The following is a 14,175-nucleotide window of genomic DNA, read 5'->3' on the forward strand; positions in this document are numbered from 1 at the left end:
GTTACTCCCGTTCCGGCTCGGCGTCTTGCGTGGCTTCGGCTTGCGCCTTGCTCGGCAGCGCCTTGTCGCTGGTCTGCCACCAGGTCATCAGGCCCCAGTCGTAGAGTGGCGTCACCTTCGGCCGGCCGAAACGGTTCCAGTAGGCGACCCGCCAGGTATCGACGTAGTAGTTGGGAACCACGTAGTAGCCCCACGACAGTACGCGGTCGAGGGCGCGGGTATGGTCGATCAGGCTTTGCCGCGAGTCGGACTGGATCAGGCTTTCCACCAGGCTGTCGATGGCCGGGTCCTTGAGGCCGATGAAGTTGCGGCTGCCGGCCTTGTCGGCGCTGCTGGAATGCCAGAACTCTCGCTGTTCGTTGCCTGGCGAGTTGGATTGCGGCCAGGTCGCCGAGGTCATGTCGAAATCCCGCGAGCGCAGGCGGTTGACGAACTGCGAGACGTCGACGCGACGGATCTGCATGTCGATGCCAAGTTCGGCCAGGTTGCGCTTGAACGGCAGGATGACCCGTTCCATGTTGGCCTGGAACAGCATGAACTCGAAGCTCAGTGGCTGGCCGTCGGGACCTACCATGCGGTTGTTCTCGATCCTGTAGCCGGCCTCGGTGAGCAACTGGTAGGCCTTGCGCCGCTGCTCGCGGATCACCCCGCTGCCGTCATTGACCGGATTCTGGAAGACCTGGTCGAAGGTCTCGTCGGGAATCTTGCCGCGCAGCGGTTCGAGGATCTTCAGCTCGGCTTCGCTGGGCAACTGGTGGGCGGCCATCTCCGAGTTCTCGAAATAGCTGTTGGTGCGCTTGTAGGAGCTGAAGAACAGCTGCTTGTTGGACCATTCGAAGTCGAACAGCAGGCTGATCGCCTGGCGTACCCGGCGGTCCTGGAACACCGGGCGGCGGATATTGAAGGCGAAGCCCTGCATCCCCACCGGGTTGTGGTTGTGGATGCTGGCCTTGATGAAGCGCCCGTCGCGCAATGCCGGCGACTCGTAGCCGGTGGCCCAGTCCTTCGCCGAATATTCGAGGTTGACGTCGTACTGGCCGGCCTTGAAGGCTTCCAGGGCGACCGACATGTCGCGATAGGAGTCGATGGTGATGGTGTCGAAGTTATAGAGTCCGCGGGAGACCGGAAGGTCCTTGGCCCACCAGTCCTTGACTCGCTCGTAGCTGATGGAGCGTCCCGGATCGACCTTGGCGATGCGGTAGGGACCGCTGCCTACCGGGATTTCCATGCCGGTCTTGGAAAAGTCGCGGTCGGCCCACCAGTGTTTCGGCAGGATCGCGATCTGCCCGAGGATCAGCGGCAGTTCGCGGTTGCCGGCGTGCTTGAAGTCGAAGCGCACGCGAAGCTTGTCCTCGGCGACCACCTTGTCGACGTCCGCATAGTAGTTGCGGTACATCGGGTCGCCCTTGCTCACCAGCGTCTCGAAGGTGAACACCACGTCTTCGGCGGTGACCGGCGTGCCATCGCTGAAACGGGCCTGGGGACGCAGGTAGAAGCGCACGTAGCTGTTGTCCGGTGCCTTCTCGATCTTCTCCGCGAGCAGGCCGTATTCGGTGAACGGCTCGTCCTGCGACTGGAAGGCCAGGGTGTCGTAGATCAGGCCCAGCGAAGGGGCCGAGACGCCCTTGCCGATGAACGGGTTGAGGCTGTCGAAGCCGCCGAAGTCGGCTTGGCGGAGGATGCCGCCTTTCGGCGCATCCGGATTCACGTAGTCGAAATGCTTGAAATCGGCGGGATACTTCGGAGGCTCATCGTAGAGCGTCAGTGCATGTTTCGGGGCGGCGAGGAGCGGGCCGCAGCAGCCGAGCAGCAGGGCTGCCAGCAGAGGGGTGAAGCGGGGACGGATCATCGGGACGTCTCCAGGTTTTTCTGCCACCACGCGCGCAGGCCCAGGGTGTAGGGCGGGGTGGCGACGAAGGCGAAGCGGTTGCGGTACGCCAGACGGTGCGAATTGAGGTACCAGTTGGGAATGCTGTAGTACTGCCAGAGCAAGGTCCGGTCCAGGGCGCGCGCGGCGGCGACCTGTTCGTCGCGGCTGTGGGCGCCGAGCAGGCGGTTGAGCATGGCGTCGACCACCGGGTTGGCGATGCCCGCGTAATTCTTGCTGCCCTTGACCTTCACCTGGCTGGAGTGGAAGTACTGCCACTGTTCCAGGCCGGGACTGAGGGTCTGCGGCAGGGTCATGAGGATCATGTCGTAGTCGAACTGGTCCAGGCGCTGCTTGTATTGGGCGCGGTCGACGGTGCGCAGGCGCGCGTCGATGCCGATGCTGGCGAGGTTTTCGCGATAGGGCTGGAGAATACGCTCCAGGCTCGGATTGACCAGCAGGATTTCGAAGCGCAGCGGTTCGCCCTTTTTATTCAGCAGTCGGTCGCCGGACAGCTTCCAGCCGGCATCGGCCAGTAGACCGAGTGCATGCCTGAGGGTTTCACGGGGAATGCCGCGCCCCTCGGTGGTCGGCAGGCTGAACGGCTGTTTGAACAACTGCGCCGGCAATTGCTTGCGGTACGGCGACAGGTACAGCCATTCCTGGCCCTCCGGGACGCCGCTGGCGGCGAATTCGCTGTTCGGGTAGTAGCTGCGCGAGCGCAGGTAGGAATTGCTGAAGAGGGCGCGATTGGTCCATTCGAAGTCGAACATCTCGCCCAGCGCCTGGCGTAGCGCGCGCTCCTTGAACACGGCGCGACGGGTGTTCATGAACAACGCCTGGGTCTGGCTGGGGATCTGGTGCGGGATTTCCGTGCGGATCACATCGCCGCGCAGAACCGCGGGGAAGCGATAGTTGTTCAGCCAGTTCTTCGCCTGGTGCTCGATGTAGAAGTCGAACTCGCCGGCCTTGAAGGCTTCGAAGGCGACGCCGTTGTCCCGGTAGAAGTCCACCACGACCCGGTCGAAATTGTATTTGCCGCGGTTCACCGGCAGTTTTTCGCCCCACCAGCCCTTCACGCGTTCGAACACCAGGCGGCGCCCGGGATCGACCTCGACGATGCGATAGGGACCGCTGCCCAGCGGCGCGGTGAAGGTGGTGGCGCGGAAGTCGCGATCCTTCCAGTAATGCTGCGGCAGCACCGGAAGCTCGCCCAGGCGCAGGATCAGCAGCGGGTTGCCGGAGCGCCGCAGGACGAAGCGCACCCGGTGGGGGGTGAGGATATCGACCCGCTTCACCTCCTGCAGGTAGGTGCGGTACATCGGGTGCCCCTGCTTGACCAGGGTGCGATAGGAAAAGGCCACGTCGCTGGCGGTGATCGGCCTGCCGTCGTGGAAGCGTGCTTCCGGCCGCAGGTTGAATACCACCCAGCTGCGGTTTTCCGCGTATTCCACGCTCTTCGCGATCAGGCCATAGCTGGAGGCTGGTTCGTCGCCGGACGGGTCGTACAGGCCGGTGCCCACCATCAACGGTTCGTTCAGCTCGTTGACGCCGTACTGGAGGAAATCGCCGGTGCCGATCGGGCTGGTGCCTTTCAGGGTGTAGGGGTTGAGCGTGTCGAAGCTGCCCGAGGCCATCAGGCGCAAGGTGCCGCCTTTGGGGGCGTCGGGATTGGTCCAGTCGAAGTGCTGGAAATTGGCCGGATACTTGAGCGTGCCGAATTGGGCATAACCATGGCTCTGGGTAATCGCGGCGAAGCTGGGCAGGCTCACGGCCAGGCCGAGGATCAGGAAGGAGAGGCGACGCATCAGGCGTGTGTCCGGGTCCTTGGCTATTTTTGACAACGAATCGTCAGGCAACAGTAACACCTTGCCCGCACAGGAAAAAAGAGGGAGCGCGGGCCTGTCCGGCCCAGGGTCCGGGGTTCTGGCCGCGCTTGCGAAAACGCCACGCCGGCAGGAGCGGGCGTGGCGTTTCGGGACGGCCTGCAATGGGCTGTCAGCGGCTCGCGGTGTCCAGGTACAGGGTCAGGGTCTGGCCGGGCTTGAGCGCCTGCTTGCTGCGCGGGTTCCAGCGCTGCAGGTGCTTCATTTCGACATTGAAGCGCTTGGCGATCAGGTACATCGAGTCGCCTTGCTTGACCTTGTAGTAGGTGGCGCTGTCGCGCTTGCCGGCGGCGTTTCCCTTGCGGGCCGCCAGGGCCTGGGTGCCGCCTTGCAGCTTGAGGGTCTGGCCGACCTTCAGGGCGTGCTTGTCCAGGCCGTTCCAGCGCTTCAGGTCGTTGACGTCGACGCCGTTGTTGCGGGCGATCTGCCATAGGCTGTCGCCGTTCTTGACCTTATAGGAGCGGGTCCTGGCCGGGGTGGAAGCCTGTCGGGCGAGTTGCTGGTAGACCGGCTTGACGGCGCCGCCGGCGATCTGCCCGGGGATGCTCAGTTGCTGGCCCTTGCGCAGGTGGTTGCTGGACAGGCGGTTGGCGCTCTTGAGCTCCGCTACGGTGATCCGATAGCGGTTGGCGATGCTGTGCAGGCTGTCGCCGCTACGCACCCGGTATTGCTGCCAGGCGGTGACTTCCTTCGGCTTGAGGGTGTCCAGCGAGGCGGTCAGGAACGCCGCTTTCTCCATCGGCACCAACAGTTGCTGGGGGCCGTCCATGGTCACGCGGCGCTTGTAGGCCGGGTTCAGCTGGTACAGCTCGTCCTCGTCCAGGTTCGCCAGCGCGGCGACGCTGGACAGGTCGATCCCGCGCTTGACCCGGACGGCCTGGAAGTAGGGCTCGTTGTTGATCGGGTTCAGGCTGATGCCGTAGGAATCCGGCGCCATGACGATCTGTGAGAGGGCGAGCAGCTTGGGTACGTAGTCCTGGGTTTCCTGCGGCAGCGGTAGGTTCCAGTAGTCGGTCGGCAGGCCCAGTTTCTCGTTGCGTTCGATGGCGCGGCTGACAGTGCCTTCGCCGGCGTTGTAGGCCGCCAGGGCGAGCATCCAGTCGCCGTTGAACATGTCGTGCAGGCGCTCGAGATAGGTCAGGGCGGCATTGGTCGAGGCGGTGATGTCGCGGCGACCGTCGTAGAAATTGGTCTGACGCAGGTTGAAATGCTGGCCGGTGGCGGGAATGAACTGCCAGAGGCCGGCGGCGTTGCTGCGCGACAGGGCGAAGGGGTTGTAGGCGCTTTCGATGACCGGCAGCAGCGCCAGTTCGAGCGGCATGTTGCGTTCTTCCAGGCGCTCGACCACGTAGTGCATGTAGAGGCTGCCGCGCGCGCTCGATTGTTCGAGGAATGACTGGTTGCTGAGGAACCAGAGGCGCTGACGTTCGATGCGCGGGTTGGTGCTGATCGCATCCTGGAGCTGGAAACCGTCGCGCATGCGGTCCCAGATGTCGTTGTAGGCGGCGTTCTGGCCGGGCTGGGTATGCAGCCAGGAGGGGTTGAACTGGACGTCGACGGCTCGGGCGCCGGGACGTGCTGCTTTGGCCTGGGCCTCCCCCTTGATCTGGCCGCTGCCCTGGCAGCCGGCGAGCGCACCGGCGATGAGCAGGATGGACACCCGAACGGCGCGAGCCAGGGCGTCTAGATCGGGGGTTTTACGTGTCTGTGGCGGCATCGGCTGAGTGCTGTTCCGGGCAAAAATTCAGCCGATTCTAGAAATGACCTCAAGAGTGGTCAAGATTTCGCCAACCTTCAGAACTGGTCCTTCCAGGCCCTCAGGACGGCGAAAACCTCCTCCGGGGTGCGGTTTTGCTGGCCGCTCCGCTGGTCGGCTTTTTTCTTAACAGAATTTTCCGAAACGCGAAGAAATGGATTGGTCGACAATTCCAGCGAGATTTCCGACGGCAGGGTGATGCGGTCCCGTTCGCGCAGCCGGGTCGCTTCCTCGAAGCGTTCCCGCAGCGCCGCGTTGTCGGGCTCCACCGCCAGCGCGAAGCGCAGGTTGCTCAGCGTGTACTCGTGGGTGCAGTAGACCCGGGTGTTGGCCGGCAACGCGGCCAGTCGCGCCAGGGAATGGTGCATCTGCGCCGGGGTGCCTTCGAAGAGACGGCCGCAGCCGGCGGCGAACAGGGTGTCGCCGCAGAACAGCAGCGGCGTCTCCGCCGGGTGGTAGTAGGCGATATGGCCGAGGGTATGGCCGGGCACGTGGAAGATCTCGAAGACCAGGCCGAGCACCTCGACCCGTTCGCCGTCTTCCAGCGCCAGGTCGCGGGCCGGGATCTTCTCGTTGGCCGGGCCGAGAACCCGCGCGCCGGTCAGTTCCTTCAGGGCCGCGACGCCGCCGACGTGGTCGTGATGGTGGTGGGTCACCAGGATATCGCTCAACCGCCAGTCGGGATGGGCGGCCAGCCAGGCTTCCACCGGCTTGGCGTCGCCGGGGTCGACCACCGCGCAGCGACGGCTTGTCGCATCTTGCAACAGCCAGATGTAGTTGTCGTTGAAGGCGGACAGGGCGTCGATCTGTATCATGGGTCGATGTCGCTAAGCAGAAGTCATTGGCGCATAGTATTGCTTATTTTCCCGTCGTGCCGGCGTCCGTCGCCGCGAAGGGGAAGACGCTGGAGGTACGCATGAACGAACCGCAAGCCTTCGCCCAGACCGATGCCGAGTGGCTGGCATCGATCAACCGGGCGCGCGACTGGTTCCAGGGCCCGCTGGGCAGCCTGATGCTGGCCGAGGAGCGACGCCTGTTGTGCGACGAGCTGACCCGTTACTTCGGTGGCTACCTGGTGCACTACGGACCGCATGCCGAACTGCCGCCGAGCACCGGGCAGATTCAGCGCGGCGTGCGCCTGGGGCCGCCGCTGCCGGGCGTGGACATCGCCTGCGAAGAGGGCGCCTGGCCGCTCAGCGAACATGCCGCGGACGTGGTCCTGCTGCAACACGGCCTGGATTTCTGCCTGTCGCCTCACCGTCTCCTGCGCGAAGCCGCGCGTACCGTTCGTCCGGGCGGCCACCTGCTGCTGATCGGCATCAACCCATGGAGCCTGTGGGGCATCCGTCATTATTTCGCCGGGGATGCCTTGCGCCAGGCCCGCTGCATTCCTCCGTCGCGGGCCTGCGACTGGCTCAACCTGCTGGGCTTCGCGCTGGAGAAACGGCGCTTCGGGTGCTATCGTCCGCCGCTTGCGTCGGCAGCCTGGCAATCGCGCCTGGCTCGCCTGGAGCGCTGGGGCGACGCCTGGCAGTCTTCGGGCGCCGGTTTCTATCTATTGGTGGCACGCAAGCTGGTCGTGGGGTTGCGCCCGTTGCGCCAGAGCAAGCGCGAACCGCGCGGTCAGCTGGTGCCCATGCCGGTGGCGAAAGTCAGCCGGCGAGATTCCGAAATTTAGGCATGACAGATAAAGAACAGGTAGTGATCTATACCGACGGCGCCTGCAAGGGCAACCCTGGGCGCGGCGGCTGGGGGGCGTTGCTCCTCTACAAGGGCGCCGAGCGAGAGCTTTGGGGCGGCGAGCCGGACACCACCAACAACCGCATGGAGCTGATGGCGGCGATCCAGGCGCTGGCGGCACTCAAGCGTTCCTGTCCGATCCGTCTGATCACCGACTCGGAATACGTGATGCGCGGCATCACCGAATGGTTGCCGAACTGGAAGAAGCGCGGCTGGAAGACCGCCAGCAAGCAGCCGGTCAAGAATGCCGACCTCTGGCAGGCCCTGGATGAGCAGGTCGCCCGGCACCAGGTGGAGTGGCAGTGGGTCCGCGGGCATACCGGCGATCCCGGCAACGAGCGGGCCGACCAGTTGGCCAACCGTGGCGTCGCCGAATTGCCGCGCTGAGCGGCCACACCGAAACAAGCGTTCAGCAGCCGCGGCTGCAGCGAAACAGAGAAAGGCTCTATAGATGCGTAGCGTCGTACTGGATACCGAAACCACCGGCATGCCGGTGACCGATGGTCACCGGATCATCGAGATCGGCTGTGTCGAGCTGGAGGGGCGCCGCCTGACCGGTCGCCACTTCCACGTCTACCTGCAACCCGATCGCGAGGTCGACGAAGGGGCGATCGCCGTCCACGGCATCACCAACGAATACCTGAAGGACAAGCCGCGCTTCCGCGAGGTCGCCAACGATTTCTTCGAATTCATCCGCGGCGCCCAGCTGATCATCCACAACGCGGCGTTCGATATCGGCTTCATCAACAACGAGTTCGCCCTGCTGGGCCAGCAGGACCGCTCGGACGTGACCGAGTACTGCTCGGTGCTGGATACCCTGCTGATGGCCCGCGAGCGCCATCCGGGCCAGCGCAACAACCTCGATGCGTTGTGCAAGCGCTACGGCGTGGACAACTCCGGTCGCGACCTGCACGGCGCGTTGCTCGACGCCGAGATCCTCGCCGACGTCTACCTGGCGATGACCGGCGGCCAGACCAGCCTGTCGCTGGCCGGCAGCGGCGCGGAAGGCGACGGCAGCGGCCGGCCGATGGTCAGCCCGATCCGTCGGCTCGATCCGGCGCGGGTAGCCACCCCGGTGCTGCGCGCCAACGCCGAAGAGCTGGCTGCGCATGCGGCGCGGCTGGCGGTGATCGAGAAGTCGGCAGGTGGTCCGTCACTCTGGGCGCAACTGGAGGCGCCGGTCGGCGAATAGCCTGCCCATGCACCACGGGCGCCGCGTTCAGCGTGTCGCCCGGTCCACCAGCAAGGTGTCGCAGAACTGCTCGAAACGGCGGATCCTGCCGTTCTCTACCGTCCATACGTGTGCCACACGCGCTTCGAACGACTTGCCGCTGCGACGGTGGGTCGCTGCATATCGACCGACGGCGACCACGCTGTCGCCGCCGTCGATCAGGCGCTCGATCTCGACCCTGAAGCCCTCCCAGTCCCGCTGCAAGGCCTGGAACACACCGGCGCCGATGGCGGCCGCGCCGACATAGGTGCCGGCCAGCGGGAAACCGGCCATTTCCGTCCATTCGGTGCGTTCGTCCATGTCCGCCAGCATTCCGGCGAGGTCCCCGCGGCTAGAGGCCGCATAGTGATCGCTGACGATCCGATAAGCGCTGCGCATCGTTGTCGCTCCGTAGCAGGGCAGAGAGGTCCATGCTCCTCGCTGGCGGGAGAGGAGGCAAGCGCGGCGCGCCGACTTGTGTTGCCGCGACCTTTTCTTACAAGGGCAAGCCGCCGGGGGTTACGCGCGTGCCGGCAAGTCTCTACCCTGAGCCGACCGGCGGGGTTCGCCCGCCTGCTGCTCGGGATCAACAATGTATAAAGACCTCAAATTTCCCGTCCTCATCGTCCATCGCGACATCAAGGCCGACACCGTTGCCGGCGAACGCGTGCGGGGCATCGCCCACGAACTGGAGCAGGACGGCTTCAGCATTCTCTCCACCGCCAGCTCCGCCGAGGGGCGCATCGTCGCTTCCACCCACCACGGCCTGGCCTGCATTCTGGTCGCCGCCGAAGGTGCCGGGGAAAACCAGCGGCTGCTGCAGGATGTGGTCGAACTGATCCGCGTGGCCCGCGTGCGGGCGCCGCAATTGCCGATCTTCGCCCTCGGCGAGCAGGTGACCATCGAGAACGCGCCGGCCGAGTCCATGGCCGACCTGCACCAGTTGCGCGGCATCCTCTACCTGTTCGAAGACACCGTGCCGTTCCTCGCCCGCCAGGTCGCCCGGGCGGCGCGCAACTACCTGGCCGGGCTGCTGCCGCCATTCTTCCGTGCGCTGGTCGAGCACACCGCGCAGTCCAACTATTCCTGGCATACGCCGGGCCACGGCGGCGGTGTCGCCTATCGCAAGAGTCCGGTGGGACAGGCGTTCCACCAGTTCTTCGGGGAGAACACGCTGCGTTCCGACCTGTCGGTCTCGGTCCCCGAGCTGGGATCGCTGCTCGACCATACCGGCCCCCTGGCCGAGGCCGAGGACCGTGCCGCGCGCAATTTCGGCGCCGACCATACCTTCTTCGTGATCAATGGCACTTCCACCGCGAACAAGATCGTCTGGCACTCCATGGTCGGTCGCGAAGACCTGGTGCTGGTGGACCGCAACTGCCACAAGTCGATCCTCCACTCGATCATCATGACCGGGGCGATACCGCTCTACCTGACTCCGGAACGCAACGAACTGGGGATCATCGGGCCGATCCCGCTGAGCGAATTCAGCAAGGAGTCGATCGCCGCGAAGATCGCCGCCAGCCCGCTGGCGCGCGGCCGCGAGCCGAAGGTGAAGCTGGCGGTGGTGACTAACTCCACCTACGACGGCCTGTGCTACAACGCCGAGCTGATCAAGCAGACCCTCGGCGACAGCGTCGAGGTGTTGCACTTCGACGAGGCTTGGTACGCCTATGCCGCGTTCCACGAGTTCTACGACGGACGCTATGGCATGGGCACCTCGCGCAGCGAGGAGGGACCCCTGGTGTTCGCCACCCACTCCACGCACAAGATGCTCGCCGCCTTCAGCCAGGCCTCGATGATCCACGTGCAGGATGGCGGGACCCGGAAGCTGGACGTGGCGCGCTTCAACGAAGCCTTCATGATGCACATCTCGACCTCGCCGCAGTACGGCATCATCGCTTCGCTGGACGTGGCTTCGGCGATGATGGAAGGGCCCGCCGGGCGTTCGCTGATCCAGGAGACCTTCGACGAGGCCCTCAGCTTCCGCCGGGCCCTGGCCAACGTACGGCAGAACCTGGACCGGAACGACTGGTGGTTCGGCGTCTGGCAGCCGGAGCAGGTGGAGGGCACCGATCAGGTCGGCACCCATGATTGGGTGCTGGAGCCGAGCGCCGACTGGCACGGCTTCGGCGATATCGCCGAAGACTACGTGCTGCTCGATCCGATCAAGGTCACCCTGACCACCCCGGGCTTGAGCGCCGGCGGCAAGCTCAGCGAGCAGGGGATTCCGGCTGCCATCGTCAGCCGCTTCCTCTGGGAGCGCGGGCTGGTGGTGGAGAAAACCGGTCTCTACTCCTTCCTGGTGCTGTTCTCGATGGGCATCACCAAGGGCAAGTGGAGCACCCTGGTCACCGAACTGCTCGAATTCAAGCGCTGTTACGACGCCAACCTGCCGCTGCTCGACGTCTTGCCCTCCGTGGCCCAGGCCGGCGGCAAGCGCTACAACGGCGTGGGCCTGCGCGACCTCAGCGACGCCATGCACGCCAGCTACCGCGACAACGCCACGGCGAAGGCCATGAAGCGCATGTACACGGTGCTGCCGGAGGTCGCGATGCGGCCGTCCGAGGCCTACGACAAGCTGGTGCGCGGCGAGGTCGAGGCGGTACCGATCGCTCGGTTGGAAGGGCGCATCGCGGCCGTCATGCTGGTACCCTATCCGCCGGGTATCCCGCTGATCATGCCGGGTGAGCGCTTCACCGAGGCGACCCGCTCGATCCTCGACTATCTCGAGTTCGCGCGGACCTTCGAGCGCGCCTTCCCTGGTTTCGACTCCGATGTGCATGGCCTGCAGCATCAGGACGGACCGTCCGGGCGCTGCTATACCGTTGAATGCATAAAGGAATGAAGCCGACAGGCTAAGGGGTGTCGATGGCGGGGGGAGAGAAGGCCGGCAAGCGCGGCATGGGGTTCTGGACCTGCAGCGCGCTGGTGATCGGCAACATGGTCGGTTCGGGAGTCTTCCTGCTTCCCTCCAGCCTGGCGGCGTTCGGCGGGCTCAGCCTGTTCGGCTGGCTGGTGTCGAGCACCGGCGCGGTGCTGCTGGCGCTGACCTTCGCCCGCCTGGCGCGGGTCAACCCCGGCGCCGGCGGCCCCTACGCCTATACCCGCGACGGTTTCGGCAGCTTCGCCGGCTACCTGTGCGCCTGGACCTACTGGAAAGCCGCCTGGATCGGCAACGCGGCGATCGCCGTGACCCTGGTCGGCTACCTGCGGGTATTCATCCCGGCGCTGGCGGATCCGCTGCTGATGGTCAGCGTGGCCATCGCCGCGATCTGGCTGTGCACCCTGATCAACCTGCGAGGCATCGGCACCTTCAGCGTGGTGCAGAACCTGCTGACCATCCTCAAGCTGCTGCCGTTGTTGCTGGTCGGTATCCTCGGCTGGTTCCACTTCAATCCCGAGCACCTGGCGATCCCGGCGCGCAGCGAGCTGCCGAACATGGGCTATGCCCAGGCGATCGCCACCACCGCGGCGCTGACCCTGTGGTCGTTCATCGGCCTGGAGTCGGCCACCGTGCCGGCCGACGACGTCGAGGACCCGCGCCGCACCATTCCCCGCGCGACCCTGTTCGGCACGCTGGCCGCGGCGGCCCTCTACATCCTCTCTATCACTGCGGTGCAGGGCCTGATGCCGCCGGAGGTGCTGGCCCGCTCCACCTCGCCGTTCGCCGACGCGGCACGGATCCTGATGGGCGACTGGGGCTACTACCTGGTGGCTGCCGGGGCGGTGATCGCCTGCCTGGGCGCGCTCAATGGCTGGGTCCTGTTGCAGGGCCAGATCCCGGTGGCTCCGGCGCGCGACGGGCTGTTCCCTGAGTCGCTCGGCCAGCTCAACAAGAACGGCGCGCCGGCCCACGGCCTGCTGGCCTCGGGGCTGCTGGTGACGGCGCTGGTGATGGTCGACGGGCATGGCGACCTGGTCGATGTGTTCAACGTGATCATCCTGCTCGGCACCATGACCGGGGTGGTCCCCTACGCGTTCTGCACCGCCGCGCTGTTGCAACTGCTGGCGGTGCGACCGGACGAGTTCTCGCCGCGTTCACGCCGGCAATTGCTGGTGATCGGCTCGCTGGGCTTCGCCTACTCGCTATGGGCGCTGTATGGCACCGGCCAGCAGGCGATCTTCTGGGGCTTCCTGGTGCTGATGGCCGGTATCCCGATGTACACCTGGCGGCAATGGCGCAACCAGGTCAACGGAGTGCCGACGCTCAAAGCCAATGACTGACCGCCCACCAGCCCAGGCCGCCCATCACCAGGGTGTAGGGTAGCGCCATCCAGACCATGCGGCCGTACGACAGGCGCACCAGCGGGGCGATGGAGGAGGTCAGCAGGAAGAGGAACGCCGCCTGGCCGTTGGGCGTCGCTACGCTGGGCAGGTTGGTGCCGGTATTGATCGCCACCGCCAGGGTATCGAAATGCTCGCGGCTCATGTGGCCGGCATCCAGCGCCTGTTTCACCTCGGTGATGTAGATGGTGGCGACGAATACGTTGTCGCTGATCGCCGAGAGCAGGCCGTTGGCGATGAACAGCATGCCCGGCTGGCGTTCCGCCGGCAGCGCCAGCACCGCCTGGATGATCGGGGTGAACAGGTGCTGCTGGTGGATCACCGCGACCACCGCGAAGAACACCACCAGCAGCGCAGTGAACGGCAGGGCCTCCTGGAAGGCGCGGCCGATCTGGTGTTCGTCGGTGACGCCGGTGAAGGCAGTGATCAGCACGATCACCAACAGGCCGATCAGGCCGACCTCGGCGACATGCAGGGCCAGCCCGACGATCAGTACCAGCGCCGCCAGGGCCTGCACCAGCAGCGCGGCCTTCTGCTGCGCTCCGCGTTTGCGGCTTTCGCTGGCGGCGTACTCGGCGAGCACCTGGCGCACCGCCGCCGGCAACTGGGCGCCATAGCCGAAGCGGCGGCTCTTCTCCAGCAGCACGCAGGTCAGCAGGCCGGCCGCCAGTACCGGCATGGATACCGGCGCGACCTGGCGGAAGAACTCGACGAAATGCCAGCCGGCCTCGTGGCCGATCAGCAGGTTCTGCGGCTCTCCCACCAGGGTGCAGACGCCGCCCAGCGCGGTGCCGACCGCCGCGTGCATGAGCAGGCTGCGGAGGAAGGCGCGGAATTCCTCGAGATGGGCCCGGTGCAGCTCGGGGACCTGGCGGTCGGTGGCGGGATCGTAGTCCTCGCTGGCGCGCTGCCCCGAAGCGACCCGGTGATACACGGCGAAGAATGCCACCGCCACGCTGATCACCACGGCGGTCACGGTGAGGGCGTCGAGGAAGGCCGAGAGGAGGGCGGCCAGCAGGCAGAACAGGAGCGATAGCAGGGTCTTCGAGCGCACGCCGAGCAGCAGGCGGGAAAACAGCAGGAGCAGCAGGTCCTTCATGAAGTAGATGCCGGCGACCATGAACATCAGCAGCAGGAGCACCGGGAAGTTGTGCTGCAATTCCGCATAGAGCGCCTCGGGGGTAGCCAGGCCAAGCAGCAGCGCCTCCAGCACCAACAGGCCACCCGGCTGTAGCGGATAGCATTTCAGCGCCATGGCCAGGGTGAAGATGAACTCGCCGACCAGCACCCAGGCGCTTGTCACCGGCCCGGCCAGCCATAGCAGCAGGGGGTTGAGCAAGAGGAAGGCGAGCACCGTCAGCTTGTACCAGCGCGGCGAATGCCCGAGGAAGTTCTGTGCGAAAGCCTGGCTCAGGGGACTGCTCACGAT

At 65.6% G+C, this 14,175-nt stretch carries 11 protein-coding genes; 5 read left to right on the plus strand and 6 right to left on the minus strand.

Annotated elements, in window-relative coordinates; genetic code table 11:
* Position 1: 1 nt before the first annotated feature.
* The 4 genes from FHW81_RS23255 to gloB all read right to left on the minus strand — a co-directional run bounded on the left by FHW81_RS23255 (position 2) and on the right by gloB (position 6,324).
* Positions 2–1,849 carry an extracellular solute-binding protein gene (locus FHW81_RS23255; RefSeq protein ID WP_106120671.1) on the minus strand — a complete coding sequence of 616 codons (1,848 nt, stop codon included), beginning with the start codon at positions 1,847–1,849 and terminating at the stop codon, positions 2–4.
* The gene (locus FHW81_RS23260; protein ID WP_003113590.1) at positions 1,846–3,675 is read right to left on the minus strand and encodes an extracellular solute-binding protein; all 1,830 of its coding nucleotides are present in this window, start codon (positions 3,673–3,675) and stop codon (positions 1,846–1,848) included. Before FHW81_RS23260 ends, FHW81_RS23255 begins: the two co-directional genes overlap by 4 nt.
* 190 nt (positions 3,676–3,865) lie before the next feature.
* Positions 3,866–5,470 (minus strand): lytic transglycosylase domain-containing protein, encoded by a 1,605-nt coding sequence (locus FHW81_RS23265; protein ID WP_003120244.1) that lies wholly within the window; start codon positions 5,468–5,470, stop codon positions 3,866–3,868.
* Between the two features lie 77 nt (positions 5,471–5,547).
* The gene (gene gloB, locus FHW81_RS23270; protein WP_003098141.1) at positions 5,548–6,324 is read right to left on the minus strand and encodes a hydroxyacylglutathione hydrolase; all 777 of its coding nucleotides are present in this window, start codon (positions 6,322–6,324) and stop codon (positions 5,548–5,550) included.
* 101 nt (positions 6,325–6,425) lie between these two features.
* Here gloB and FHW81_RS23275 point away from each other — a divergent pair, with 101 nt between their 5' ends.
* The 3 genes from FHW81_RS23275 (at position 6,426) to dnaQ (ending at position 8,441) form a co-directional block, all read left to right on the plus strand.
* Positions 6,426–7,187 carry a methyltransferase domain-containing protein gene (locus FHW81_RS23275; RefSeq protein ID WP_003087952.1) on the plus strand — a complete coding sequence of 254 codons (762 nt, stop codon included), beginning with the start codon at positions 6,426–6,428 and terminating at the stop codon, positions 7,185–7,187.
* 2 nt (positions 7,188–7,189) lie between these two features.
* Positions 7,190–7,636: a ribonuclease HI gene (rnhA, locus tag FHW81_RS23280; protein ID WP_003087954.1), complete on the plus strand. Its 447-nt coding sequence runs from the start codon at positions 7,190–7,192 to the stop codon at positions 7,634–7,636.
* Between the two features lie 64 nt (positions 7,637–7,700).
* Entirely contained in the window at positions 7,701–8,441 is a 741-nt protein-coding gene (dnaQ, locus tag FHW81_RS23285; protein WP_003087958.1) for a DNA polymerase III subunit epsilon, read from the plus strand.
* A 27-nt stretch (positions 8,442–8,468) separates the two neighbouring features.
* Here the strand turns inward: dnaQ and FHW81_RS23290 are convergent, their stop codons facing one another.
* The gene (locus FHW81_RS23290) at positions 8,469–8,858 is read right to left on the minus strand and encodes a nuclear transport factor 2 family protein (protein WP_033980799.1); all 390 of its coding nucleotides are present in this window, start codon (positions 8,856–8,858) and stop codon (positions 8,469–8,471) included.
* 193 nt (positions 8,859–9,051) lie between these two features.
* On the opposite strand from FHW81_RS23290, the gene ldcA reads away from it, so the two are divergent.
* The gene (gene ldcA, locus FHW81_RS23295) at positions 9,052–11,307 is read left to right on the plus strand and encodes a lysine-specific pyridoxal 5'-phosphate-dependent carboxylase LdcA (RefSeq protein ID WP_003087961.1); all 2,256 of its coding nucleotides are present in this window, start codon (positions 9,052–9,054) and stop codon (positions 11,305–11,307) included.
* 23 nt (positions 11,308–11,330) lie between these two features.
* The gene (locus FHW81_RS23300) at positions 11,331–12,686 is read left to right on the plus strand and encodes an amino acid permease (protein WP_003117687.1); all 1,356 of its coding nucleotides are present in this window, start codon (positions 11,331–11,333) and stop codon (positions 12,684–12,686) included.
* On the opposite strand, the gene nhaB is transcribed toward FHW81_RS23300, so the two are convergent.
* The gene (nhaB, locus tag FHW81_RS23305) at positions 12,670–14,172 is read right to left on the minus strand and encodes a sodium/proton antiporter NhaB (protein WP_003113594.1); all 1,503 of its coding nucleotides are present in this window, start codon (positions 14,170–14,172) and stop codon (positions 12,670–12,672) included. The two genes, FHW81_RS23300 and nhaB, sit on opposite strands and share 17 nt — an antisense overlap.
* Positions 14,173–14,175: the final 3 nt, after the last annotated feature.

It is taken from the genome of Pseudomonas sp. RC10-4-2 (assembly GCF_050433085.1).
Taxonomy (GTDB): Bacteria; Pseudomonadota; Gammaproteobacteria; order Pseudomonadales; family Pseudomonadaceae; genus Pseudomonas; species Pseudomonas aeruginosa.